Source organism: Burkholderia sp. BE17, assembly GCF_009362305.1.
GTDB lineage: Bacteria > Pseudomonadota > Gammaproteobacteria > Burkholderiales > Burkholderiaceae > Burkholderia > Burkholderia pyrrocinia_C.
In genome coordinates, this window is sequence record NZ_WHNU01000046.1 from 42,969 (window position 1) to 64,650 (window position 21,682).

Genomic DNA, 21,682 nt, shown 5'->3' on the forward strand with positions numbered 1-21,682 from the left:
GGTTGTCTTTCCGGAGTCGGAACGGTTACATCATCTTCGCGGCGCTGCCTTGCTTCGCCGCGGCCGGCACCGCCGACGCGTTGCTGCCCGCGTTCTCGGCGATGACGCGCGCGATTTCGGCATCGGCTTCGTCGCCGTACTTCGCGAACACGTTGGTCTCGTAGACGGTGTTCGGCGCGTTGACGAGCTGGTTGCCGCGTTCGTCCTTGATGTCCACGTCGACCTGCATCGACAGGCCGATACGCAGCGGATGCTTGTCGAGATCCTTCGGATCGAGCTCGATACGCACCGGCAGGCGCTGCACGACCTTGATCCAGTTGCCGGTCGCGTTCTGCGCCGGCAGCAGCGAGAACGCCGAGCCCGTGCCGGCCGAGAAGCCGACGACCTTGCCGTGGTAGACGGCCGACGAGCCGTAGATGTCGGCCGTCAGTTCGACCGGCTGGCCGATGCGCATGTGCTTGAGCTGGACTTCCTTGAAGTTCGCGTCGACCCACACGGCATTCAGCGGCACCACCGACATCAGCGGCGTGCCGGGCGACACGCGCTGGCCGACCTGCACCGAGCGCTTGGCGACGTAGCCCGTGACAGGCGCCGGCAGCACGTTGCGCGCGTTCGCGAGGTACGCATCGCGAACCTTCGCTGCGGCGGCCATCACATTCGGGTGCGACGCGATCGTCGTGTTCGCGGTCAGCGCGCGGTTCGATGCGAGCTGCTGCTGTGCGCCATCGAGCGACGCTTGCGCGGCCTTCACGGCGTCACGCGCATGCGAGATCTCTTCCTGCGACACGGCGCCCGTCTGCGCGATGGCCACGCGGCGGCGCAGGTCGTCCTCGGCCTTCGACAGATCGGACTGGCGCAGCGCGACTTGCGCGCGATACTGGTCGTCGTTGACGAACAGGCCGCGCACCTGGCGCACCGTCTGCGCGAGGTTGGCTTCCGCCTGCTGCAGCGCGACCTGCGAATCGGCCGGGTCGAGCACGACCAGCGGATCGCCGGCCTTGACCGTCTGCGTATCGTCGGCCTTCACGGCGATCACGGTGCCGGTGACCTGCGGCGTGATCTGCACGACGTTGCCGTTCACGTAAGCATCGTCGGTCCCTTCATGGAAGCGGGCGACGAGAAAGTAGTACAGGCCGTACGCGATGGCCGCGATCAGGATGACCGCGACGAGCAGCGTCATCATCCGTTTGCGCTTCCCGTTGTTCAGCGACTGTGCGCTGGCGGCGTTTTGTTGAGGGTCGCTCATGGCGATTTTCTCCGTCCGTTATTTCGAGTGTCTGCGTAGTGGTGGCGCCGGATCAGTTGGCGGCCTGTTTTGTCGGCTTGTCGGCGTCGGGCGCGGCGAGCGGCGTGCCGGTCGCGTTGAAGCCGCCGCCCAGCGCCTTGATCAGCGCGAGCTGCATGTCGCGCCGGCGCATCTTCAGGTTGGTCACCGTCTGCTCCGATGCGAGGCGGTTGCTGTCCGCGGTCAGTACCTGCAGTTGCGGCGACAGGCCGGCCTTGTAGCGGATCACGGCGAGATCGTAGGCGCGCGTCGACGCGTCGAGCGCGCGTTGCGCGTCGCCCATCTGGCGATCGACGGCGCGGATCGACGCGACCTGCGTCGCGACGTCGTTCAGCGCGCTGATCAGCGTCTGGTTGTAGTTCGCCACCGACAGGTCGAAGTCCGCGTAGCGGCCCTTGAGCTGTGCGCGCAGCGCGCCGGCGTCGAAGATCGGCAGGTGGATCGCCGGGCCGAACTGTGCCTGGCGGCTCGCGAAGTTCAGGAATTTGCCCCAGCCGAACGCATCGAAGCCGAAGCCAGCCGCGAGGTTCACGTCGGGGTAGAACTCGGCCTTCGCTTCCTTCACGTCGTGCATCGCAGCCTCGACCTGCCAGCGCGCGGCGACGATGTCGGGGCGGCGCGAGACGAGATCGGCCGGCAGATTGCCGGGCAGCGCGACATCGCCGGTCGGGTTCATCACGGGTGCTGCGATCTGCAGCCCGCGATCCGGACCCTTGCCGAGCAGCGCGGCGAGCTGGTAGCGCACGGTCGTGATCTGGCCGTCGAGATCCGACAGCGAAGCCTGGGTCGTCGCGATATTGCCGCGGGCCGTCTGGCGCTCGACGTTGGTGTCGAGACCGGCCGACACGCGGCCGTCGGTGATCTTGCCGACCGTTTCGCGGTTGGCGATCTCGCGTTGCGCGATATCGCGCAACGCATAGAGCTGCGCGAGCGAGTTATAGGTACGCGCGACCGACGACGCGAGCGTGATGCGCGCCTGCTGCATGTCGGCTTCGGCGGCCTTTTCCTGCGACACGGCGGTGTGCAGGCGTTCGCGGTTCTTGCCCCACAGGTCGAGTTCCCAAGATGCGCTTGCGAGCGCGTTGTTCTCGCTGTACCACTGGCCGCCGAACGGGGGCGGGAACAGTGCGTTCGACGAATACAGCTCGCGAGTCCACGAATAGCTGGCTTCGGCCTTCGGCAGCAGGTTCGAACGCGACGATTCGATGTACGACGATGCCTTCGCGATGCGAGCCTGCGCCTGCGCGATCGACGGATTGCCCTGGAGGGCCTCGTCGATCAGCTTCGGCAATTGCGGATCGCCGAACTGGTTGGCCCAGTCGAGTGCCGGCCACTGGCCGCCCTGGGCCGGCAGGCTCTGCGCGGATTCGAATTGCGACGCGGGGGCGATCTGCTTGTCGCTCTTGATGCCGATGTAATTCGCGCAGCCCGCCAGTGCCAGAGCGGCGACCGCGGCGGCGACGGCGGCGCGGCACGATCCGGCGCGCACGGACAACGGGGAGGATTTCATCGCGCTGACCCCTGACTCGGAATGAATGATGGACACTGCAAGGATTTCCTTACATTAATCTGTCAAAAGTAATTGTTATGGCAACTATTACGTGATGCTGCCGCCGGCCGTCTCGCAATAGTTGCTGAGAATGCGGCGCAGCATGCTCTTCAGGAACCCGACTTCTTCCGGCGTAAACCCGTCCAGCACCTGGTCGAGCACACTGCGGAAAATGGGCGGCAGCCGTTCGGCAAGCGCGCGGCCTTCGTCGGTCAGTTCGAGGCGCACGACGCGCCGATCCTCGATGCTGCGCACGCGCGACAGCAGGCCGCGTTTCTCGACCCGGTCGAGCAGGCGTGTGACCGCGCTCGCGTCGATCCCGTATTCGCGAGCGAGCTCGGCGGCCGTCGAGCACTTGCCGACCGCGATCATGAACAGCATGCTCGCCTGCGTGCCCGTGATGCCGAGCTCTTCCTGCGTGCGTTGAGTGACGAGGTTGGTCATCACCGACTTCACGCGCGACATCAGATAACCGACGCTGTCGTTCATCTGATACGACGACAGCGGCGAAACGGGTGGTTGGGTAGGAGAATCCGACATAAAACCCTGAAGCTGCAATAGTTGACTAGGCAGCAGTATAGGCACAATTGCTTGCCGCGGCAAATGTTAATCGAATGGCAAGGGGCCTGCTTCGTGTTGCTAGAATCCCTTGTGCTGACAAGGGTTTTTCGGCCTGCCGGCGACAGGGCCGTGAGCCGACCTGCGCGTTCGAGGGGAGGCCGGGCCGGCCCGGTTTGCTGCGTTGCAATGTGCCGGCCAGCTGTCGACACTCTCACGTGCTATAATTTGTGGCTTTCCCAGCTGCAATGCGCGCGCCCGTGAAAAACGAGCGGGCGCGTTTGCGCGTTCAAACGATTTCCAGGTTTCTATGACCCGCGCCCTTCGCAATATCGCCATCATCGCCCACGTCGACCACGGCAAGACTACGCTCGTCGACCAACTGCTCCGCCAGTCCGGCACCTTCCGCGAGAACCAGCAGATTGCGGAGCGGGTGATGGACTCGAACGACATCGAAAAGGAGCGCGGGATCACGATTCTCGCGAAGAACTGCGCGGTCGAGTACGAAGGCACGCACATCAACATCGTCGACACGCCGGGGCACGCGGACTTCGGTGGCGAAGTGGAGCGCGTGCTGTCGATGGTCGACTCGGTGCTGCTGCTCGTCGACGCGGTCGAGGGCCCGATGCCGCAGACGCGCTTCGTCACGAAGAAGGCGCTCGCGCTCGGCCTGAAGCCGATCGTCGTCATCAACAAGATCGACCGTCCGGGCGCGCGGATCGACTGGGTCATCAACCAGACGTTCGACCTGTTCGACAAGCTCGGTGCGACGGAAGAGCAGCTCGACTTCCCGATCGTCTACGCATCGGGCCTGAATGGCTATGCGTCGCTCGACCCGGCTACGCGCGAAGGCGACATGCGTCCGCTGTTCGAGGCGATCCTCGCGCACGTGCCGGTCCGCCCGGCCGACCCGGAAGCGCCGCTGCAGCTCCAGATCACGTCGCTCGACTATTCGACGTACGTCGGCCGGATCGGCGTCGGCCGCATCACGCGTGGCCGCATCAAGCCGGGCCAGCCGGTCGTGATGCGCTTCGGCCCGGAAGGCGACGTGCTGAGCCGCAAGATCAACCAGGTGCTGTCGTTCAAGGGTCTCGAGCGCGTGCAGGTCGAATCGGCCGAAGCGGGCGATATCGTGCTGATCAACGGTATTGAAGATGTCGGCATCGGCGCGACGATCTGCGCGGTGGATACGCCGGAAGCGCTGCCGATGATCACCGTCGACGAGCCGACACTGACGATGAACTTCCTCGTCAACTCGTCGCCGCTCGCCGGCCGCGAAGGCAAGTTCGTGACGAGCCGCCAGATCCGCGATCGCCTGATGAAGGAACTGAACCACAACGTCGCGCTGCGCGTGAAGGACACCGGCGACGAAACGGTGTTCGAAGTGTCGGGCCGCGGCGAACTGCACCTGACGATTCTCGTCGAGAACATGCGCCGCGAAGGCTACGAGCTGGCCGTGTCGCGTCCGCGCGTCGTGATGCAGGAAATCGACGGCGCGAAGCACGAGCCGTACGAGCTGCTGACGGTCGACGTCGAGGACGAGCACCAGGGTGGCGTGATGGAAGAGCTCGGTCGCCGCAAGGGCGAGATGCTCGACATGGCGTCGGACGGCCGTGGCCGCACGCGTCTGGAATACAAGATCTCGGCGCGCGGCCTGATCGGCTTCCAGAGCGAATTCCTGACGCTCACGCGCGGCACGGGCCTGATGAGCCACATCTTCGACTCGTACGCACCGGTCAAGGACGGCTCGGTCGGCGAGCGCCGCAACGGCGTGCTGATCTCGCAGGACGACGGCGCGGCGGTGGCGTACGCGCTGTGGAAGCTGCAGGATCGCGGTCGCATGTTCGTGAAGCCGGGCGATGCGCTGTATGAGGGCATGATCATCGGCATTCACAGCCGCGACAACGACCTGGTCGTGAACCCGATCAAGGGCAAGCAGCTGACCAACGTGCGCGCGTCGGGCACCGACGAAGCCGTGCGTCTCGTTCCGCCGGTCCAGATGTCGCTGGAATACGCGGTCGAGTTCATCGATGACGACGAGCTCGTCGAGGTGACGCCGCAGTCGATCCGCCTGCGCAAGCGCTTCCTGAAGGAGCACGAGCGTCGCCGCGCGAGCCGCGAAGGCGCGGTCGACTGAGCGTTTCGACCGGTCCCGTGCATGACGGAAAAGGCTGCCTCCGGGCGGCCTTTTTTGCATCTGCGCGACGCGCAATCGGATTGTGTGCAAAACACTGTTCGCGCGGGTCGTGGCAATCCGGCAAAACCCCGTCGCGCGGCGCTTTCAGGCACATTTCGCCGTGAACTCCGGTATCGGTTCTGTGATATGCTGCGCGCACGCAAGTTTTAGGTCCTTCCAAGCAAGACTTGATTCGCAATCCGCTAAACGGTCAGGCCGTGTCGCGGAAGGTTGAGTAACCCGCTATTTCTCGAGAAGCTCGAAGAAAGGTGAGCGTAAAATGTCAGATGTAATGAAGCAGTTTCAGCTGAACTCCTATCTGTTCGGCGGCAATGCTTCGTACGTTGAAGAACTGTACGATGCATACCTCAACAATCCGGCGTCGGTGCCGGAGAACTGGCGAGAGTATTTCGACGCGCTGCAGAATGTGCCTGCAACGGACGGTTCGAATGCCAATGACGTCGCGCATTTCCCGATCGTCGAATCGTTTGCCGAGCGTGCGAAGGCCAATGCCTTCATCCCGCGCGAAAGCGGCACCAATCTGGCTGCGGCTCGCAAGCAGGTTCACGTCCAGTCCCTCATCAGCGCATATCGCTTCCTCGGCTCGCAATGGGCCAATCTGGATCCGCTGAAGCGTCGCGAACGTCCCGCCATTCCCGAACTCGAACCCGCGTTCTACGACTTCTCCGAAGGCGACCTCGACCAGACCTACAGCGCGAGCAACCTGTATTTCGGTTTCGACCAGGCATCGCTGCGCGATATCGTCAAGGGTCTGCGCGACACGTACTGCGGCACGATCGGCGCCGAGTACATGTACATCAGCGACCCGGAACAGAAGCGCTGGTGGCAGGAGCGCCTGGAGTCGACCCGTGCGACGCCGAATTTCTCGACGGACGAGAAGAAGCACATCCTGAATCGCCTGACGGCCGCTGAAGGCCTCGAGCGCTACCTGCACACCAAGTACGTCGGCCAGAAGCGCTTCTCGCTCGAAGGCGGCGAAAGCTTTATCGCGGCGATGGACGAAGTCGTCCAGCATGCGGGCAAGCGCGGCGTGCAGGAAATCATCATCGGCATGGCCCACCGCGGCCGCCTGAACGTGCTCGTCAACACGCTCGGCAAGATGCCGGCCGACCTGTTCGCCGAATTCGAAGGCAAGCACGTCGACGATCTGCCGGCCGGCGACGTGAAGTACCACAAGGGCTTCTCGTCGGACGTGTCGACGGAAGGCGGCCCGGTTCACCTGTCGCTTGCATTCAACCCGTCGCACCTCGAAATCGTGAACCCGGTGGTCGAAGGTTCCGCGAAGGCGCGGATGGATCGTCGCGGCGACGAGGACGGCCTGCAGGTGCTGCCGGTGCAGATCCACGGCGACGCGGCCTTCGCGGGCCAGGGCGTCGTGATGGAAACGCTGAACCTCGCGCAGACGCGCGGTTACGGCACGCACGGCACGCTGCACATCGTCATCAACAACCAGATCGGCTTCACGACGTCCGACCCGCGCGACGCGCGCTCGACGCTGTACTGTACCGACGTCGTCAAGATGATCGAGGCGCCGGTGCTGCACGTGAACGGCGACGATCCGGAAGCGGTGATCCTCGCGACGCAGATCGCGATCGACTACCGGATGCAGTTCCACAAGGATGTCGTGATCGACATCGTCTGCTTCCGCAAGCTGGGTCACAACGAGCAGGACACGCCGGCCGTCACGCAGCCGCTGATGTACAAGAAGATCGCGCAGCACCCGGGCACCCGTGCGCTGTACGCCGAGAAGCTCGTACAGCAGGGCGTGATCACCGCGGAAGACGCCGACAACTACGTGAAGGCGTACCGCAAGGCGATGGACGACGGTCACCACACGGTCGACCCGGTCCTGTCGAACTACAAGAGCAAGTACGCGGTCGACTGGGTTCCGTTCCTGAACCGCAAGTGGACGGATGCGGCCGACACGGCCGTGCCGCTCGCCGAACTGAAGCGCCTCGGCGAACGCATCACGACGGTCCCGGAAAACTTCAAGGTCCACCCGCTCGTCGAGCGCGTGATCAACGACCGCCGCAACATGGCGCGCGGCGACCAGCCGCTCGACTGGGGCATGGGCGAGCACCTCGCGTTCGCGTCGCTCGTCGCATCGGGCTACTCGGTGCGCCTGACGGGCCAGGACTCGGGCCGCGGCACGTTCACGCACCGTCACGCGGTGCTGCACGACCAGAACCGCGAGCGCTGGAACGACGGCACGTACGTGCCGCTGCAGAACATCGCCGAAGGCCAGGCGAAGTTCACGGTGATCGACTCGGTGCTGTCGGAAGAAGCGGTGCTGGGCTTCGAATACGGTTACTCGACCGCCGAGCCGAACACGCTCGTGCTGTGGGAAGCGCAGTTCGGCGACTTCGTCAACGGCGCGCAGGTCGTGATCGACCAGTTCATCTCGTCGGGCGAAGTGAAGTGGGGCCGCGTGTCGGGCCTGACGATGCTGCTGCCGCACGGCTACGAAGGCCAGGGTCCGGAGCACTCGTCGACCCGTATCGAGCGTTTCCTGCAACTGTGCGCGGATCACAACATGCAGGTCGTTCAGCCGACGACGCCGGCGCAGATCTTCCACCTGCTGCGTCGCCAGATGATCCGCCTGTTCCGCAAGCCGCTGATCGTCGCAACGCCGAAGTCGCTGCTGCGTCACAAGGAAGCGGTGTCGGACCTGTCGGAACTTGCGAAGGGTTCGTTCCAGCCGGTGATCGGCGAAACCGACGGCGGCATCGACGCGAAGAAGGTCAAGCGCGTGCTGGCATGCTCGGGCCGCGTGTATTACGACCTCGTCGCACACCGCCGCGAAGCGAAGGCGAACGACGTCGCGATCATCCGTATCGAGCAGCTGTATCCGTTCGCGCACAAGCAGTTCGAAGCCGAAATGAAGAAGTACGAGAACGCGACTGAAGTGGTCTGGGTGCAGGACGAGCCGCAGAACCAGGGCCCCTGGTTCTACGTCGAGCACCATCTGAAGGAAGGCATGAAGGAAGGGCAGAAGCTGGCATACAGCGGCCGTCCGGCTTCGGCCTCGCCGGCGGTTGGCTACTACGCGAAGCACTACGAGCAGCAGAAGGCCCTGATCGAAGGTGCATTCGGCCGCCTGAAGAGCGCATCGATCGCGAAATAACCGACGGAAGCGAAACGGGAAGGCGCGCCGCGCTTTCCCGTCTTCTTTGGCCCGCCGGGCGCGTCGCGCGCCGCACCGGCCGAAGGAATCGCACGAACCTCGTCATTACCCAGATTAAGCATCCAGGAAAATCACATGGCTATCGTAGAAGTCAAAGTCCCCCAGCTTTCGGAGTCGGTTTCGGAAGCCACCATGCTGCAGTGGAAGAAGAAGCCGGGCGAAGCAGTCGCGCAAGACGAAATCCTGATCGAACTCGAGACCGACAAGGTCGTGCTCGAAGTGCCGGCACCGGCCGCGGGCGTGCTCGCGCAAGTGCTGCAGAACGACGGTGACACGGTGGTTGCCGATCAGCTGATCGCGACGATCGACACCGAAGCGAAGGCAGGTGCAGCCGAAGCAGCGGCGGGCGCCGCCGAAGTCAAGCCGGCCGCAGCGCCTGCCGCAGCCGCACCGGCAGCACAGCCGGTCGCCGCAACGGCATCGAGCTCGGCCGCCGCATCGCCGGCCGCATCGAAGCTGCTGGCCGAGAAGGGTCTGTCGGCAGGCGACGTCGCAGGTTCGGGCCGCGACGGCCGCGTCACGAAGGGCGACGCGCTGGCGGCAGGCAGCGCACCGAAGGCCGCTCCGGCCGCCGCACCGGCCAAGGCCGCTGCGAAGCCGTCGCTGCCGGAAGTGAAGGTGCCGGCGTCGGCGACGACCTGGCTGAACGACCGTCCGGAACAGCGCGTGCCGATGTCGCGCCTGCGTGCGCGTATCGCCGAGCGTCTGCTCGAATCGCAGCAGACCAACGCGATCCTGACGACGTTCAACGAAGTCAACATGGCTCCGGTCATGGAGCTGCGCAACAAGTACAAGGACAAGTTCGAGAAGGAACACGGCGTGAAGCTCGGCTTCATGTCGTTCTTCGTGAAGGCGGCCGTGCATGCGCTGAAGAAGTTCCCGCTCGTGAACGCGTCGATCGACGGTAACGACATCGTCTACCACGGCTACTTCGACATCGGTATCGCCGTCGGCTCGCCGCGCGGCCTCGTGGTGCCGATCCTGCGCAACGCGGATCAACTGAGCCTCGCCGACATCGAGAAGAAGATCGCCGAATTCGGCCAGAAGGCTAAGGACGGCAAGCTGTCGATCGAGGAAATGACGGGCGGTACGTTCTCGATCTCGAACGGCGGCGTGTTCGGCTCGATGCTGTCGACCCCGATCATCAACCCGCCGCAGTCGGCAATCCTCGGCGTGCACGCGACGAAGGAACGTCCGGTCGTCGAAAACGGCCAGATCGTGATCCGTCCGATCAACTACCTCGCGCTGTCGTACGACCACCGGATCATCGACGGCCGCGAAGCCGTGCTGTCGCTCGTCGCGATGAAGGATGCGCTCGAGGATCCGGCACGCCTGCTGCTCGACCTGTAAGCCGAGTTTCACCGCATTGACCCGCTCCGCACGGGCGCGCGAAACGCGCGACCGTGCGGATGCACAAGAAGAAAGGATTGTCATGTCCAAGGAATTTGACGTCGTCGTGATCGGCGCCGGCCCCGGCGGCTACATCGCCGCGATCCGCGCCGCACAGCTCGGCAAGACCGTTGCCTGTATCGAGAAGTGGAAGAACCCGGCCGGCGCGCTGAAGCTCGGCGGCACCTGCCTGAACGTCGGCTGCATCCCGTCGAAGGCGCTGCTCGCATCGTCGGAAGAGTTCGAGAACACGTCGCATCACCTGGCCGACCACGGCATCACGATCGACGGCGTGAAGATCGACATCGCGAAGATGATCGGCCGCAAGGACGCGATCGTCGAGAAGATGACGTCCGGTATCGAGTTCCTGTTCAAGAAGAACAAGATCACCTGGCTGAAGGGCCATGGCAAGTTCGCCGGCAAGACCGACGCCGGCGTGCAGATCGAAGTGAGCGGCGAGGGTGAAACCGAAGTCGTCACCGCGAAGAACGTGATCATCGCGACGGGCTCGAAGGCGCGTCACCTGCCGGGCATCCCGGTCGACAACAAGATCGTGTCGGACAACGAAGGTGCGCTGACGTTCGACTCGGTGCCGAAGAAGCTCGCCGTGATCGGCGCAGGCGTGATCGGCCTCGAGCTCGGCTCGGTGTGGCGTCGCCTGGGTGCCGAAGTGACGGTGCTCGAAGCGCTGCCGGCGTTCCTCGGCGCAGCCGACGAAGCGCTCGCGAAGGAAGCGGCCAAGCTGTTCAAGAAGCAGGGCCTCGACATCCATCTCGGCGTGAAGATCGGCGAAGTGAAGACGACCGCGAACGGCGTGTCGATCGCCTACACGGACAAGGACGGCAACGCGCAGACGCTCGACGCCGACCGCCTGATCGTGTCGGTCGGCCGCGTGCCGAACACCGACAACCTCGGCCTCGAGGCAATCGGCCTGAAGGCGAACGAGCGCGGCTTCATCGACGTCGACGACCACTGCCGCACGGCGGTGCCGAACGTCTACGCGATCGGCGACGTGGTGCGCGGCCCGATGCTTGCGCACAAGGCGGAAGACGAAGGCGTGCTGGTCGCGGAAGTGATCGACGGCCAGAAGCCGCACATCGATTACAACTGCATTCCGTGGGTGATCTACACGTACCCGGAAATCGCGTGGGTCGGCAAGACGGAGCAGCAGCTGAAGGCGGAAGGTCGCGAGATCAAGACGGGCAAGTTCCCGTTCTCGATCAACGGCCGCGCGCTCGGCATGAACGCACCGGACGGTTTCGTGAAGATGATCGCGGACGCGAAGACCGACGAACTGCTCGGCGTGCACGTGATCGGCGCGAACGCGTCGGACCTGATCGCGGAAGCCGTGGTGGCGATGGAATTCAAGGCGGCGTCGGAAGACATCGCCCGCATCTGCCATCCGCACCCGTCGATGTCGGAAGTGATGCGCGAAGCGGCGCTCGCCGTCGACAAGCGCTCGCTGAATAGCTGAGCGCGGTGGTAAGCGCCAGCCGGCCCTCGGCCGGCGCAGCCGTCTCATGACGAAGGCGGGCGGGGTTTCCCGCTCGCCTTCGTTCTTTCCGGTTTGCCCGATGAACGTCACCGAATACTACACGCGCGAACTGACCACGCGCGGATATCAGTCCGACCCCGCGCAGCGCGCCGCGGTCGATCGCCTGCAGCGCTGTTTCGACGAGTGGGTCGAATACAAGTCGCGCCGCTCGAATGCGTTCAAGAAGCTCATCATTCATCCGGACCTGCCGCGCGGCGTCTACATGTGGGGCGGTGTCGGTCGCGGCAAGAGCTTCCTGATGGACAGCTTCTACGCGGTCGTACCCGTGCAGCGCAAGACGCGCCTGCATTTCCACGAATTCATGCGCGAAGTGCACCGCGAGCTCGAGGAACTGAAAGGGCAGGCCGATCCGCTCGACGAACTCGCGCGGCGCATCGCGAAGCGCTACCGGCTGATCTGCTTCGACGAGTTCCACGTGTCGGACATTGCCGACGCGATGATCCTGTACCGTCTGCTCGATCGCCTGTTCAACAACGGCGTGCAGTTCGTGATGACGTCCAATTACGATCCCGACGACCTGTATCCGGACGGGCTGCATCGCGACCGCATGCTGCCGGCGATCGCGCTGGTCAAGGAAAGGCTCGACGTGCTCAACGTCGACGCAGGTGTCGACTATCGCCAGCGCACGCTCGCGCAGGTGCAGATGTATCACACGCCGCTTGGCGCCGACGCCGATCGCGAACTGCGCCATGCGTTCGCGAAGCTTGCCGCGGTACCTGACGAAAGCCCGATCCTGCATATCGAGAAGCGCGAGCTGAAGGCGCTGCGCAAGGCGGACGGCGTCGTATGGTTCGACTTCGCGACGCTGTGCGGCGGCCCGCGATCGCAGAACGACTATCTCGAACTCGCGAGCCGCTTCCATGCGATCGTGTTGTCCGAGGTGCCGCAGATGTCGCCGCGGATGGCGTCGGAGGCGCGCCGCTTTACCTGGCTGATCGATGTACTGTACGACCACAAGGTCAAGTTGCTGATGTCCGCGGCGGTGCCGGCGGAGCAGTTGTATGTCGAAGGCCCGATGGCCAACGAATTTGCGCGCACGGTCTCGCGCATCGTCGAGATGCAGTCGAAGGAGTATCTCGAAACGCCGCGCCGCATCGTCGACACTTCGCTGACCTGATTGCGATTTCCGGTAATCGCCGCGATTCAAACGTCAATTCCGGTCAAATTCATGCAATATCGGGGTATTTTCGGATTTGTCTTATATTCATTGTTGAGGTGAGCCGATATCGTTGTGTCATGGTTACCAAGGCTGGAGATGTCCATGACACCGTATCGCGATCTGACCGACCACGAGTGGCGCTGCGTTGCGCCGCTTCTGCCCGAAATGCAGCCGCGCACCGAGTTGCGCGGCCGACCGCTAGCCAATACGCGTGCCGTGCTGAACGGTGTGCTCTGGGTGATCTACAGCGGTGCGACGTGGTCCGCCATGCCGCGTCGTTACCCTTCGTATCAGACATGCCATCGCCGCTTCAAGGTATGGCACGAGACGGGCACGTTGTTGAACGTGATGCGCGAGCTCTATGGCGATTCGGGCGTGAATCTGTGCAACGAATTGTCCACGCGGATGCGCAAGCACGCGCAATCGAAGGCAGCGCAGGCGCGTAGCAGCGTAGCGCCCGTGTGTCGCACACCGGGCGGCTATGCATCGGACACGTTGAAGCACGCGGCATGATGTCGGTCGTTTGCTTCTGCGCCCGCACCAAAAGAAAATCGGCCTGACGACTTCGTCGCAGGCCGATTTTTTTTGTTGAGCCGCGCGTATCAGCGCGTGCTGCGTTATTGCTGGCGTACCCAGGTCTGCGAACGGCCGAGCAGCGACACGCCGATGTAACCGCGCACGATGAGCTTCTGGCCGCCGTCTTCAAGCGTCATCTTGCACTTGTAGACCTTGCCGTTTTCCGGGTCGAGAATGTTGCCGCCGTCCCAGTGGTCGCCTTCCTTCTTCATCGCCTTGATGATCGTCATGCCCTTGATGAGCTGATCCTTGCGCTCGTCCGTGCAGGCGGTGCAGCGGCGATCGGGCGTATCGTTCGCGCCGAGGCCCTTGACGACCTTGCCCGACAGCGCACCGTCGCCGTCCTCGGCGATCTGCACGAGTGCCTTCGGCTGATGGGTGTTGTCGTCGATCGTCTGCCACATGCCGATGGGGTTATCGGCTTGTGCGAACGTGGGTGCTGCGCAGGCGAGCAGTGCGCCGGCGACGGCGATTGCACGCAACGGGCGGGTCAGTTGAATCATTGTCATCCTCCTTGTTTTGCATGTCGTGTTCGATTCGCCCGCACGACCGCCTGCATGGGGTGGGCATGTTGCGAGCTTCGCCAGAATACGTGAAACCGCGCGCCACGTTTTATAGAGGGGACTCTAATCGAAACAGCCCGCGTGATGACGCGGGCTGTTTGGTGACCGATCAGTTGAGCTGATACGAGAATGCGGCGTTGATGCGCGGGCTGCGCGACGCGCTTTCGACTGGCGCGTCGCCAACCGGTTTCGCGACGTTCAGGTCGAGACTGTAGTAACGGCTGTCCGTGAACCGCACGCCGATGCCGACCGACGACATCCGGCTCGGCGACGGCGTGCCCGAGTGCAGGTACACGCGCGCCATGTCATACGCAATGTACGGCGTGACGGATTTCATATACGTCCAGCCGGGCGAGAAGCCGCGGTTGACCTCCAGCGACATCCCCCAGCCCGAGTCGCCCGACGTTTCGCCAGGCTGGTAGCCGAGCGCGTAGCGGGTCGAGCCGAACGAGATCTGCTCGGACGTCGGCAGCGAGTCGGGGCTGTATTGCCCGGTCAGCGAAACCGACGTGCCGATCCGGAACGGCCATTCGTTGGTTTGAGTGAAGGTCGCGCCGGTGCGGACGAAGGTCAGCGAAATCGGGCTGTTCACCGAAGTCGTCGTCGTGCCGACGGTCACATCCTGCGCTTTCGACGCGCCGAGGATGTTGAACCCCTTCGCAACGTTGACGCTCAGCTTCTGAACCTGTTTCGGCGAAACGCTCGTGTAGTCGAGCTGCATCTGCAGCACGCGGACCTGCGAGCGCGTGTCGAGCGTCGCGCCGTTGATCTGGTTCTGGTAACGGTCTTCGTTGTGCGATGCGTAGCCTGAAACCGTGCCGAGCAGGCTGCGCTGGTTGTTCAGCAGCAATGGATAGGATGCCGAAAGACCGAGCTTCTCGTTCTTGACGGTGCGTTCGACATATGACGGCAGGCCCGGGTTGTTGGTCGGCTTGCCGCGATAGGTGCTTGCGTCGAGGCGCGTGATCAGGCCGCTGCTGCCGACGGGTACTGCGCCGCTGAATGCGAAGTAGGTCTGCTTGTCACGCCCCGGCGGCGCCAGCGCGGAGATGCTCAGTTGCTCGCCGAACGACGTCAGGCCGTTTTCGGTCACGGTGATGAGGCCCTGGACGCCCGGGTGGTTGAAGTCGATACCGGTGCTGACGTTGAACGGCTTGCGGTCGACCGCGAGTTCGAGTGTCGTGGCTCCTTCGGTGGTTTGCGGCGGCGGCACGTTCGCCTTCACCGTGAGGCCGGGCAGCAGGCCGAACGTGTTCACGTAGCGCTCGAACGTCGCGCGGCGCAGCGGACGATCCGCAGTGATATGCGCGGCGATCGCGCGAATCTTCGGTTCCATCGCGCCGGGCTTGCCGGTGACCTTGACGTCCGACACATAGCCTTCGACAACCGTGATGCGCACGACGCCGTTCTCGAACGTCTGCGCGGGAACGAACGCGAACGACAACGCGTAGCCGCGATCCTGGTACAGCTTCGTCACGCCGTTGGCGGTTTCGATCAACTCGCCGATCGTGATGTCCTTGCCGACGAGGGGTGTGAAGCGACGCGAGATTTCCTCGAACGGCACCGACTTCACGCCTTCGACCTGGAACGTCGTCGGCGTCAGGTGTCGCGACAGCAGCTCCTGCAGTTGCGGCGCCTGGGGTGCGACCTGCACTGTGACGTTCGGGCCGGTTTTCGGTGCGTTGATCTGGGGCAGGGAGTCGAGCGGGTTACCTCCGACGCGCGTTTGTGCTTGTGCCGTGCTTGCCGCCGCGATGGCGAGCAGCATCATCCATCTGTCGAGTCTGGATTTCATTGTTATTCCTCGTTGGCCTTGCTTTTCATCTTCTTTCTAATGCCGGCGCGCGACACCAGGGTGTCGCGCGCCGCGTGCCGCAATGCCGGGTGTATTGGTACGGTCGCGCGATTCGCTCCGGCTGCGAAGGTGCGACCGTCCTCCTTACTTGCCAACGCTACCCAGCGTGCCCAGCAACCCCGTTACCGGTGCCAGCAGGCCCGTCGAACCGCCACCCGACGATGCCGTACCCGACACGCCGCCGACCAGCGACGTGATCGGCGCGAGCGGGCTCGCCCCCCCGGATCCTGCTGCGCCGCCCACCGCTCCGGTGACAGTATTCAGCAAACCGGTGACAGGCGCGAGCGGGTTTGCACTGCCTGCGCCGCCCGTTGCACCGCCGAGTGCGCCCGTAAGCGAGCCGAGCGGCGTCGAGCCAAGACCCGACAGCAGGCCACCGAGCGGGTTCGTCGAACCGGAGCCCGACGACGTGCCGTTCTGGACGGTAGCCGTCGAGCCGCCGACAAGGCTCGTGATCAGGCCGGGGATCGGTGCCGCGCCGTTCGGGCCGTTCGGATTGACGAGACCGCCCGCGTTGGTCACGGTGTTGCCGACTGCGGTCACGAGTTGACCAACATCGCCGACGAGCGGCTGGTTCGACGTGCTGCCGACCTGCTTGCCGGCCGAGCTGATCGCGCCGCCGATCTGGCCGAGCAGGCCCGAGACGGGCTGGCCGAGGCCGGTTGTCGTGCCGACCTGTTGCGTGACCTGGCCGGCGGTGATCACGAGCGGCGTGATCGCGGAGCTGAGCGGCTGCGTGACCTGCTGCACGGCGCCCGACGACAGCGTCGAACCGATCGTCGTGCCGGCGGCCGTCAGGCCGTTGGCGACCGTGTCGAGAGCGGTGCCGACCGGGGTCGTGACGGGGGCGAGCGGCGCGAGCGGGCCCGTGCCGAGCGCCTTGACCGTCGAGCTCAGGCCGGAGACCGTGTTGCTCGTCGCGCCGACGACATTGCCGAGACCGGCAACCGTCGTGCCGACCGGATCCTTCGTCGAGCCGATCTGTCCCAGCCCGTTGCTTACCGCATCGGCGGCCGCGCCGACGATCGTGCTCGTGCTGGAGAGCGTGCTGCCGACGCCCTTCGTCACGCCGTCACCGAGGCCCGGCAGGCTGATGTTGCCGACCGTGCTGCCAAGGTCGGTGGCTGTCTGGCCGACCGTGCTGACGACACCCTTGGTGCCCGTGGACGTGCCGCTGGTGCCGCTCGTGCTGGGCGTGCCGCTCGTGCTGCTCGGGCCGTTGTTGCTGCTGGTCGGCGGCGAGCTGACGCCGCCGCCGCCGCAGGCGGCCAGCAGGCAGGCTGCGGCGAAGGCGGTGAGGGGCGCGCGCCACTGGCGCAGAGTGATCGTCGTGAGAGAACGTTGCTGGGACATGATGGACTCCTCGCTGTCTTGTCGATGAATGGATATCGGTTTACTTGCCGTGCGTGCCGCCGAGCAGGCCGCCGATCAGCGACGTGACAGGCGCGAGCGGATTCGACGACGAGCCAGGGTTCGTGACGGCACCCGTGCCGCCGGTCAGTGCCGGTGCGCCGACCGTGCTGGTGACCGTGGACACGGCGTTCGTCACCGGGGCGAGCGGGCTGCTGCCGCCCGCGCCACCCGTCGTGCCGCCGAGTGCGCCCGTGACTGCGCCGAGGAGACCCGTGACCGGGGCGAGCGGGCTACCGCTGCCGCCTGCTGCGCCACCCAGTGCACCGGTAACCGTCGAGACGAGGCCCGTGACCGGGGCGAGCGGGCTGCCGCTGCCGCCCGTTGCGCCGCCGAGCGCACCGGTGACCGTGGAGACGAGACCGGTGACCGGGGCGAGCGGGCCGCTGCCGCCGCCCGTTGCGCCACCGAGAGCACCCGTAACCGTGGAGACGAGGCCCGTGAGCGGAGCGAGCGGGTTGGTCGCGCCGCCGGTGCCGCCGGTGAGCAGGCCGCCGACGGACTTCACGGTATTGCCCGTCGCCGAGACGGTGTTGCCGAGGCCCGTCGTGACAGGGTTGCCGCCTGCCGACGCGAGCAGCGCGCCGGCCTGGTTCAGGCCGTTGCCGACTGTGCCGAGCAGCGTGTTGACGGGGGCGCCGAGGCCGGTCGTCGTGCCGATCGTCTGGGTCGTCTGGCCGACCATCGTCGTGATCGGCGTGATGGCGGAGCTGACCGTCTGCGTGACCTGCTGGATCGGGCCGGTCGACAGCGCATTGGTGAGGGTGGTGCCGCCGTTCGATACGGCGCCGCCGAGCGTCGACACGAGGCCGCCGACGGCGCCCGTGACCGGCGCAAGCGGCGACAGCGGGCCGCTGCCGAGGCTCGTGACCAGGTTGCCGGTCTGCGTGACGGCACCGCCGAGCTGATTGACCACGCCGCCCGTGCTGGCGACCGTGGTGCCGATCGGATCCTTCGTCGCGCCGAGCTGGCCAAGACCATTGCCGAGGCCGTTGCCGAGCGCGGTCACCGCGCCGCCGACGCTCTGCACGATGCCGCCCGCGGCTTGCGTAGTGCCCGGGTTGACGCCTGGCAGCGACTGGTTGGCGATGACGGTGCCGAGGCCCGAGACGGCTCCGCCGACACCCGTGACGAGATTGCTGCCGTTTGCGAGGACACTGCCCACCGCGTTCGACGACACACCCGAGGTGCCGCTCGTGCCGCTGGTCGTTCCGCTCGTCGAGCCGCTGGTGCTGCCGCTCGTCGAACCGCTCGTGCTGCCGCTGGTGCTGCCCGACGTGCCGCCGCTCGTCGAACCCGACGTGCCGCCGGAGGTGCCGCCACCCGACGTGGAGATCGAATCGCCGCCGCCGGAGCCCGAGCCGCCGCCGAGGCCTTGGCTGATGGAACCGGAGCCGCCGCACGCGGAGAGGGAAAGCATGGCTGCAACGGTGGCCGCGATCAGAGTCGTCCGGAACACGCCATGGGGGATAACCTTAATGTCCATTTCTTCCTCGCATTCAAAATGTGTTGTGAACTTCGTTGTGTTGAGTGCCGCGAGGACTACTCTGCAACTGTCGTGCCATTTCGATGGCCGACGGTTCGACGACAGGTTTTAAACGAGGCAATTCCTTGTCGGAAAAGGAAGTTATGGAAATTGAAAGATTGTTGAATCTGTTTAAGCGCGGGCAAATGAGAACGGTTTCGGCCGTTTCGTAACGTAACGTCACAACATTGGCGTTACGGGTGCGGCGTAACGTGGGGTCCGCGCGGGCTTGGTGGACGAGGCAATTGTTTTACTGGTGGATTAGGTATGCACATCTAACCTATCGTAAATCCTATGTGTAAGACCTACCGAAACACCGTACAAATACGTCGTGCTTGAGGTCATTTTTTTCGATCCGAGCCGTTGAAAGAGGTTGGAAGATAAATAGGATCGGATATAGAATCCGAGGCAGATGTAAGCAAATGTACGGTTCGGTACACAACGTTCGAGGAGGGTCACTATCGCGAATGTTAACTTGCATCAAATCGTGAGACACGCCCTTCGGGGTGACCTATAAAGAAAGCGCACCCGGTTGTCGTTGCAGCAGATATGGCGAACAGCGCGGGGCAACGGCCAGATATGCGGGGATGTATACGTATAAAAGGCCAAAGAACGTAAATACAGGCACGAGGAATAAAATGAAAGCAATGATGATTCGCTTCCTTCGGGAAGAAGACGGGGTTACCGCGATCGAGTATGGTCTGATTGCGGGTCTGATTGCGGCCTTGATCATCGGTAGTGTGACGACTATCGGTACGAAGATCGCGGCTCTGTTCTCCACGATTGCCTCGTCGTTACCGGCCGGTTGATCTTTCGTAGTTCGGTGGGTGGCGGGTGAGCTGCGGTTGCAGTTCGCCCGCCGTTACGTCGACTTGCGCGGTCGGTCGCGATATGGCACATCTTCTCAGCACCAGCATTTTTTTTGCCTGGGCGACGCTCGTTGCCGCCGGTGATATTCGACTTCGGCTCGTCCGAAATTCGCTTGTCGTCGTCGGGCTCGTTGCGGCGCTTGCGAGTGCACTAGTCAATGCAAATCCATTTGGTATATCAGCCGAACAGGCATTGATCGGCATGCTGGTCGGATTCGTTGGTTTCTTTCCGTTTTTTGCATTTCGCGTCATGGGCGCGGCGGACGTGAAAGTGTTCGCGGTTCTCGGCGCGTGGTGCGGTTTGTCAGTACTGCAGTGGTTGTGGGTGGTCGCCAGCCTTGCGGCCGGTGTGCATGTCGTCGTGCTGATGATGCTTACGCATACGCCGGTTGGCGCACTGTGGTCGCACCGTTCGCCGACGCTTGCGCTTGGCACGCGACGGGCGACGCCATACGCAGCCTGTCTCGTCGCTCCGGCAGCGATATGGCTGACCTATCTCGTCGTTACCGGGGGGGTGTAATGAAACGACAGTGCCGGCCACGGTCGTGGCGGCGTCAGTTGGGGGCGACGGCTGTCGAGTTCGCGCTGGTGTTTCCGCTGTTCTTCCTGATCCTGTACGCGATCGTGATGTTTGGACTGATCTTCGCGGTTCAGCAAGGTTTGACGCTCGCGGCGACCGAAGGGGCGCGCACGGCGCTGAATTATGTCTACGAGGCCAATGGGTCGGGGGCGCAAGCGCTGACAGACAGGGCGAACGCGGCGCGGTCGACGGCGGTCGGGCTGACATCATGGTTGACCAACGTTCACATTCCGACGCCGGTGTCGGGGGCATGCAGTTACGACGCGACAATGTATTGCGTGACGGTCACGGTGACGTATCCGTACAAGACCCATCCGCTGATTCCGTCGCTGCCCTTGCTCGGACTCGTTACGCCGACGCAGTTGACTGGCACGGCAACGGTGCAGATCAATCCGGCGACCATTTTATGAAACGGACGCCGGGCGGGGTGCGGCGACAGGCGCAAAGCGGTGTCCGCATTTCGATATAACAACATTTACTGCACTCAACATTCACCATGGGCAACAACTTGACGAAGATTATCGCCGGGCTGCTGATCGCGATTGCTGTACTGCTCGGGATCTATGCGTGGATGCTCGGTCGCGGCCCGGCCCATCCGCGGGACGCGGCGCCGTCCGTTGCGATGGTGCAAACGGTGCCAGTCGTCGTGGCGGCGCGTTTGTTGCCGGCTGGTCAACCGATTCCGGCCGATGCACTGAAGCTTGCCTCGGTGCCCATGATGCCGATTGGCGGGTTCAATGATCCGTCGATGCTTGTTGGTCGCGTGCCTGCGAACGACATTCTTGCTGCTGCGCCGGTAGTGGAGGGAGGGTTGACATCGGGACTGGCCAACCAGGTGGCGCCGGGGGAGCGGGCAGTGGCCGTCAAGGTTGACGAGACAAATGCGGTCGGAAACCGGTTGCGGCCCGGCAACTTTGTCGACGTGTTCCTGAATTTGCGGCGCGATGGCTCGGGTATGACGCAAACCGGCTCGGAGATTCCCAATTCACAGGCGCGACTACTGATGTCGAAGCTGCGGGTCCTGTCGTTCGGAGACGCGACGCCGGAGCATGACGGTAGCGGCGGGCCGGGCGGCGCGGTACGGACCGCGGTGCTCGCCGTGCCGACGGCACAGGTCGATGCGCTGACGCTCGCCGAAGCAAGTGGCCGTCTGACGCTCGCGCTGCGGAATCCGCGCGACGATGAGGTCGCGGCTCAGACGATCGCGATTCGTACTACCGACGAATTGACGCCCTCGGGGCAGGCTGCTGCCGGCGTGTGGCTCGATGAATTGTCGGGCGTGCGTGCGCGCCATGTTCCCCGCGTGCAGGCAGCGCCGCGCGCGCCGATCGTCGCCCGGGGGGGCGGAAGCAGCATCGAAGTGATTCGGGGTGGGCGAGCCGAAACGGTCGCCTATTGACAACTTAAACACGATCATTGACAGCAGCA

At 64.2% G+C, this 21,682-nt stretch carries 17 protein-coding genes; 10 read left to right on the top strand and 7 right to left on the bottom strand.

Going from position 1 to position 21,682, the window contains the following annotated elements; genetic code table 11:
* Positions 1–25: 25 nt before the first annotated feature.
* The 3 genes from GD429_RS32305 to GD429_RS32315 form a co-directional block, all read right to left on the bottom strand.
* Complete coding sequence (locus GD429_RS32305) at positions 26–1,246, bottom strand: efflux RND transporter periplasmic adaptor subunit (protein ID WP_152863222.1); 1,221 nt, start codon at positions 1,244–1,246, stop codon at positions 26–28.
* A gap of 52 nt (positions 1,247–1,298) precedes the next feature.
* A complete protein-coding gene (locus GD429_RS32310) occupies positions 1,299–2,795 on the bottom strand; it encodes an efflux transporter outer membrane subunit (RefSeq protein WP_152863224.1) in 1,497 nt (498 codons plus the stop codon).
* Positions 2,796–2,882: 87 nt separating this feature from the next.
* Entirely contained in the window at positions 2,883–3,374 is a 492-nt protein-coding gene (locus GD429_RS32315) for a MarR family winged helix-turn-helix transcriptional regulator (protein WP_034184034.1), read from the bottom strand.
* Between the two features lie 328 nt (positions 3,375–3,702).
* Between GD429_RS32315 and typA the strand changes: the two genes are divergently transcribed.
* The 6 genes from typA (at position 3,703) to GD429_RS32355 (ending at position 13,389) form a co-directional block, all read left to right on the top strand.
* On the top strand, positions 3,703–5,529 hold the full coding sequence (typA, locus tag GD429_RS32325) for a translational GTPase TypA (RefSeq protein ID WP_152863226.1): 1,827 nt from the start codon (positions 3,703–3,705) through the stop codon (positions 5,527–5,529).
* 319 nt (positions 5,530–5,848) lie between these two features.
* On the top strand, positions 5,849–8,713 hold the full coding sequence (locus GD429_RS32335) for a 2-oxoglutarate dehydrogenase E1 component (RefSeq protein ID WP_152863229.1): 2,865 nt from the start codon (positions 5,849–5,851) through the stop codon (positions 8,711–8,713).
* Positions 8,714–8,848: 135 nt separating this feature from the next.
* Positions 8,849–10,123, top strand: a complete 1,275-nt coding sequence (gene odhB, locus GD429_RS32340; RefSeq protein WP_072441701.1) for a 2-oxoglutarate dehydrogenase complex dihydrolipoyllysine-residue succinyltransferase — start codon at positions 8,849–8,851, stop codon at positions 10,121–10,123.
* An 82-nt stretch (positions 10,124–10,205) separates the two neighbouring features.
* Positions 10,206–11,636, top strand: coding sequence for a dihydrolipoyl dehydrogenase (gene lpdA, locus GD429_RS32345; protein WP_152863231.1), 1,431 nt, complete (start codon positions 10,206–10,208; stop codon positions 11,634–11,636).
* Positions 11,637–11,736: 100 nt separating this feature from the next.
* Entirely contained in the window at positions 11,737–12,834 is a 1,098-nt protein-coding gene (zapE, locus tag GD429_RS32350; protein ID WP_152863232.1) for a cell division protein ZapE, read from the top strand.
* Between the two features lie 144 nt (positions 12,835–12,978).
* Positions 12,979–13,389: a transposase gene (locus GD429_RS32355; RefSeq protein WP_193727258.1), complete on the top strand. Its 411-nt coding sequence runs from the start codon at positions 12,979–12,981 to the stop codon at positions 13,387–13,389.
* Between the two features lie 104 nt (positions 13,390–13,493).
* Here the strand turns inward: GD429_RS32355 and GD429_RS32360 are convergent, their stop codons facing one another.
* From GD429_RS32360 to GD429_RS32375, 4 genes are all read right to left on the bottom strand, one after another.
* Complete coding sequence (locus tag GD429_RS32360) at positions 13,494–13,955, bottom strand: DUF2147 domain-containing protein (protein ID WP_152863236.1); 462 nt, start codon at positions 13,953–13,955, stop codon at positions 13,494–13,496.
* A gap of 169 nt (positions 13,956–14,124) precedes the next feature.
* Complete coding sequence (locus GD429_RS32365; RefSeq protein ID WP_152863238.1) at positions 14,125–15,810, bottom strand: ShlB/FhaC/HecB family hemolysin secretion/activation protein; 1,686 nt, start codon at positions 15,808–15,810, stop codon at positions 14,125–14,127.
* Between the two features lie 144 nt (positions 15,811–15,954).
* Complete coding sequence (locus tag GD429_RS32370) at positions 15,955–17,223, bottom strand: collagen-like triple helix repeat-containing protein (protein ID WP_152863240.1); 1,269 nt, start codon at positions 17,221–17,223, stop codon at positions 15,955–15,957.
* A gap of 40 nt (positions 17,224–17,263) precedes the next feature.
* On the bottom strand, positions 17,264–18,766 hold the full coding sequence (locus GD429_RS32375; RefSeq protein WP_152863241.1) for a collagen-like triple helix repeat-containing protein: 1,503 nt from the start codon (positions 18,764–18,766) through the stop codon (positions 17,264–17,266).
* A 677-nt stretch (positions 18,767–19,443) separates the two neighbouring features.
* On the opposite strand from GD429_RS32375, the gene GD429_RS32385 reads away from it, so the two are divergent.
* From GD429_RS32385 to cpaB, 4 genes are all read left to right on the top strand, one after another.
* Complete coding sequence (locus tag GD429_RS32385; RefSeq protein WP_152863243.1) at positions 19,444–19,614, top strand: Flp family type IVb pilin; 171 nt, start codon at positions 19,444–19,446, stop codon at positions 19,612–19,614.
* A gap of 82 nt (positions 19,615–19,696) precedes the next feature.
* Entirely contained in the window at positions 19,697–20,194 is a 498-nt protein-coding gene (locus tag GD429_RS32390; RefSeq protein ID WP_152863245.1) for a prepilin peptidase, read from the top strand.
* Positions 20,194–20,664: a TadE/TadG family type IV pilus assembly protein gene (locus GD429_RS32395; RefSeq protein WP_152863267.1), complete on the top strand. Its 471-nt coding sequence runs from the start codon at positions 20,194–20,196 to the stop codon at positions 20,662–20,664. The genes GD429_RS32390 and GD429_RS32395 overlap by 1 nt, the downstream gene beginning before the upstream one ends.
* Before the next feature lie 86 nt (positions 20,665–20,750).
* Entirely contained in the window at positions 20,751–21,653 is a 903-nt protein-coding gene (cpaB, locus tag GD429_RS32400; RefSeq protein ID WP_152863247.1) for a Flp pilus assembly protein CpaB, read from the top strand.
* Positions 21,654–21,682 lie beyond the last annotated feature (29 nt).

Excerpts from the sequence above, each read along its gene's own strand:
- GD429_RS32305 (WP_152863222.1), bottom strand. The coding sequence starts at position 1,246 with ATGAGCGACCCTCAACAAAACGCCGCCAGCGCACAGTCGCTGAACAAC.
- GD429_RS32310 (WP_152863224.1), bottom strand. The coding sequence starts at position 2,795 with ATGAAATCCTCCCCGTTGTCCGTGCGCGCCGGATCGTGCCGCGCCGCC.
- GD429_RS32315 (WP_034184034.1), bottom strand. The coding sequence starts at position 3,374 with ATGTCGGATTCTCCTACCCAACCACCCGTTTCGCCGCTGTCGTCGTAT.
- typA (WP_152863226.1), top strand. The coding sequence starts at position 3,703 with ATGACCCGCGCCCTTCGCAATATCGCCATCATCGCCCACGTCGACCAC.
- GD429_RS32335 (WP_152863229.1), top strand. The coding sequence starts at position 5,849 with ATGTCAGATGTAATGAAGCAGTTTCAGCTGAACTCCTATCTGTTCGGC.
- odhB (WP_072441701.1), top strand. The coding sequence starts at position 8,849 with ATGGCTATCGTAGAAGTCAAAGTCCCCCAGCTTTCGGAGTCGGTTTCG.
- lpdA (WP_152863231.1), top strand. The coding sequence starts at position 10,206 with ATGTCCAAGGAATTTGACGTCGTCGTGATCGGCGCCGGCCCCGGCGGC.
- zapE (WP_152863232.1), top strand. The coding sequence starts at position 11,737 with ATGAACGTCACCGAATACTACACGCGCGAACTGACCACGCGCGGATAT.
- GD429_RS32355 (WP_193727258.1), top strand. The coding sequence starts at position 12,979 with ATGACACCGTATCGCGATCTGACCGACCACGAGTGGCGCTGCGTTGCG.
- GD429_RS32360 (WP_152863236.1), bottom strand. The coding sequence starts at position 13,955 with ATGATTCAACTGACCCGCCCGTTGCGTGCAATCGCCGTCGCCGGCGCA.
- GD429_RS32365 (WP_152863238.1), bottom strand. The coding sequence starts at position 15,810 with ATGAAATCCAGACTCGACAGATGGATGATGCTGCTCGCCATCGCGGCG.
- GD429_RS32370 (WP_152863240.1), bottom strand. The coding sequence starts at position 17,223 with ATGTCCCAGCAACGTTCTCTCACGACGATCACTCTGCGCCAGTGGCGC.
- GD429_RS32375 (WP_152863241.1), bottom strand. The coding sequence starts at position 18,766 with ATGGACATTAAGGTTATCCCCCATGGCGTGTTCCGGACGACTCTGATC.
- GD429_RS32385 (WP_152863243.1), top strand. The coding sequence starts at position 19,444 with ATGAAAGCAATGATGATTCGCTTCCTTCGGGAAGAAGACGGGGTTACC.
- GD429_RS32390 (WP_152863245.1), top strand. The coding sequence starts at position 19,697 with ATGGCACATCTTCTCAGCACCAGCATTTTTTTTGCCTGGGCGACGCTC.
- GD429_RS32395 (WP_152863267.1), top strand. The coding sequence starts at position 20,194 with ATGAAACGACAGTGCCGGCCACGGTCGTGGCGGCGTCAGTTGGGGGCG.
- cpaB (WP_152863247.1), top strand. The coding sequence starts at position 20,751 with ATGGGCAACAACTTGACGAAGATTATCGCCGGGCTGCTGATCGCGATT.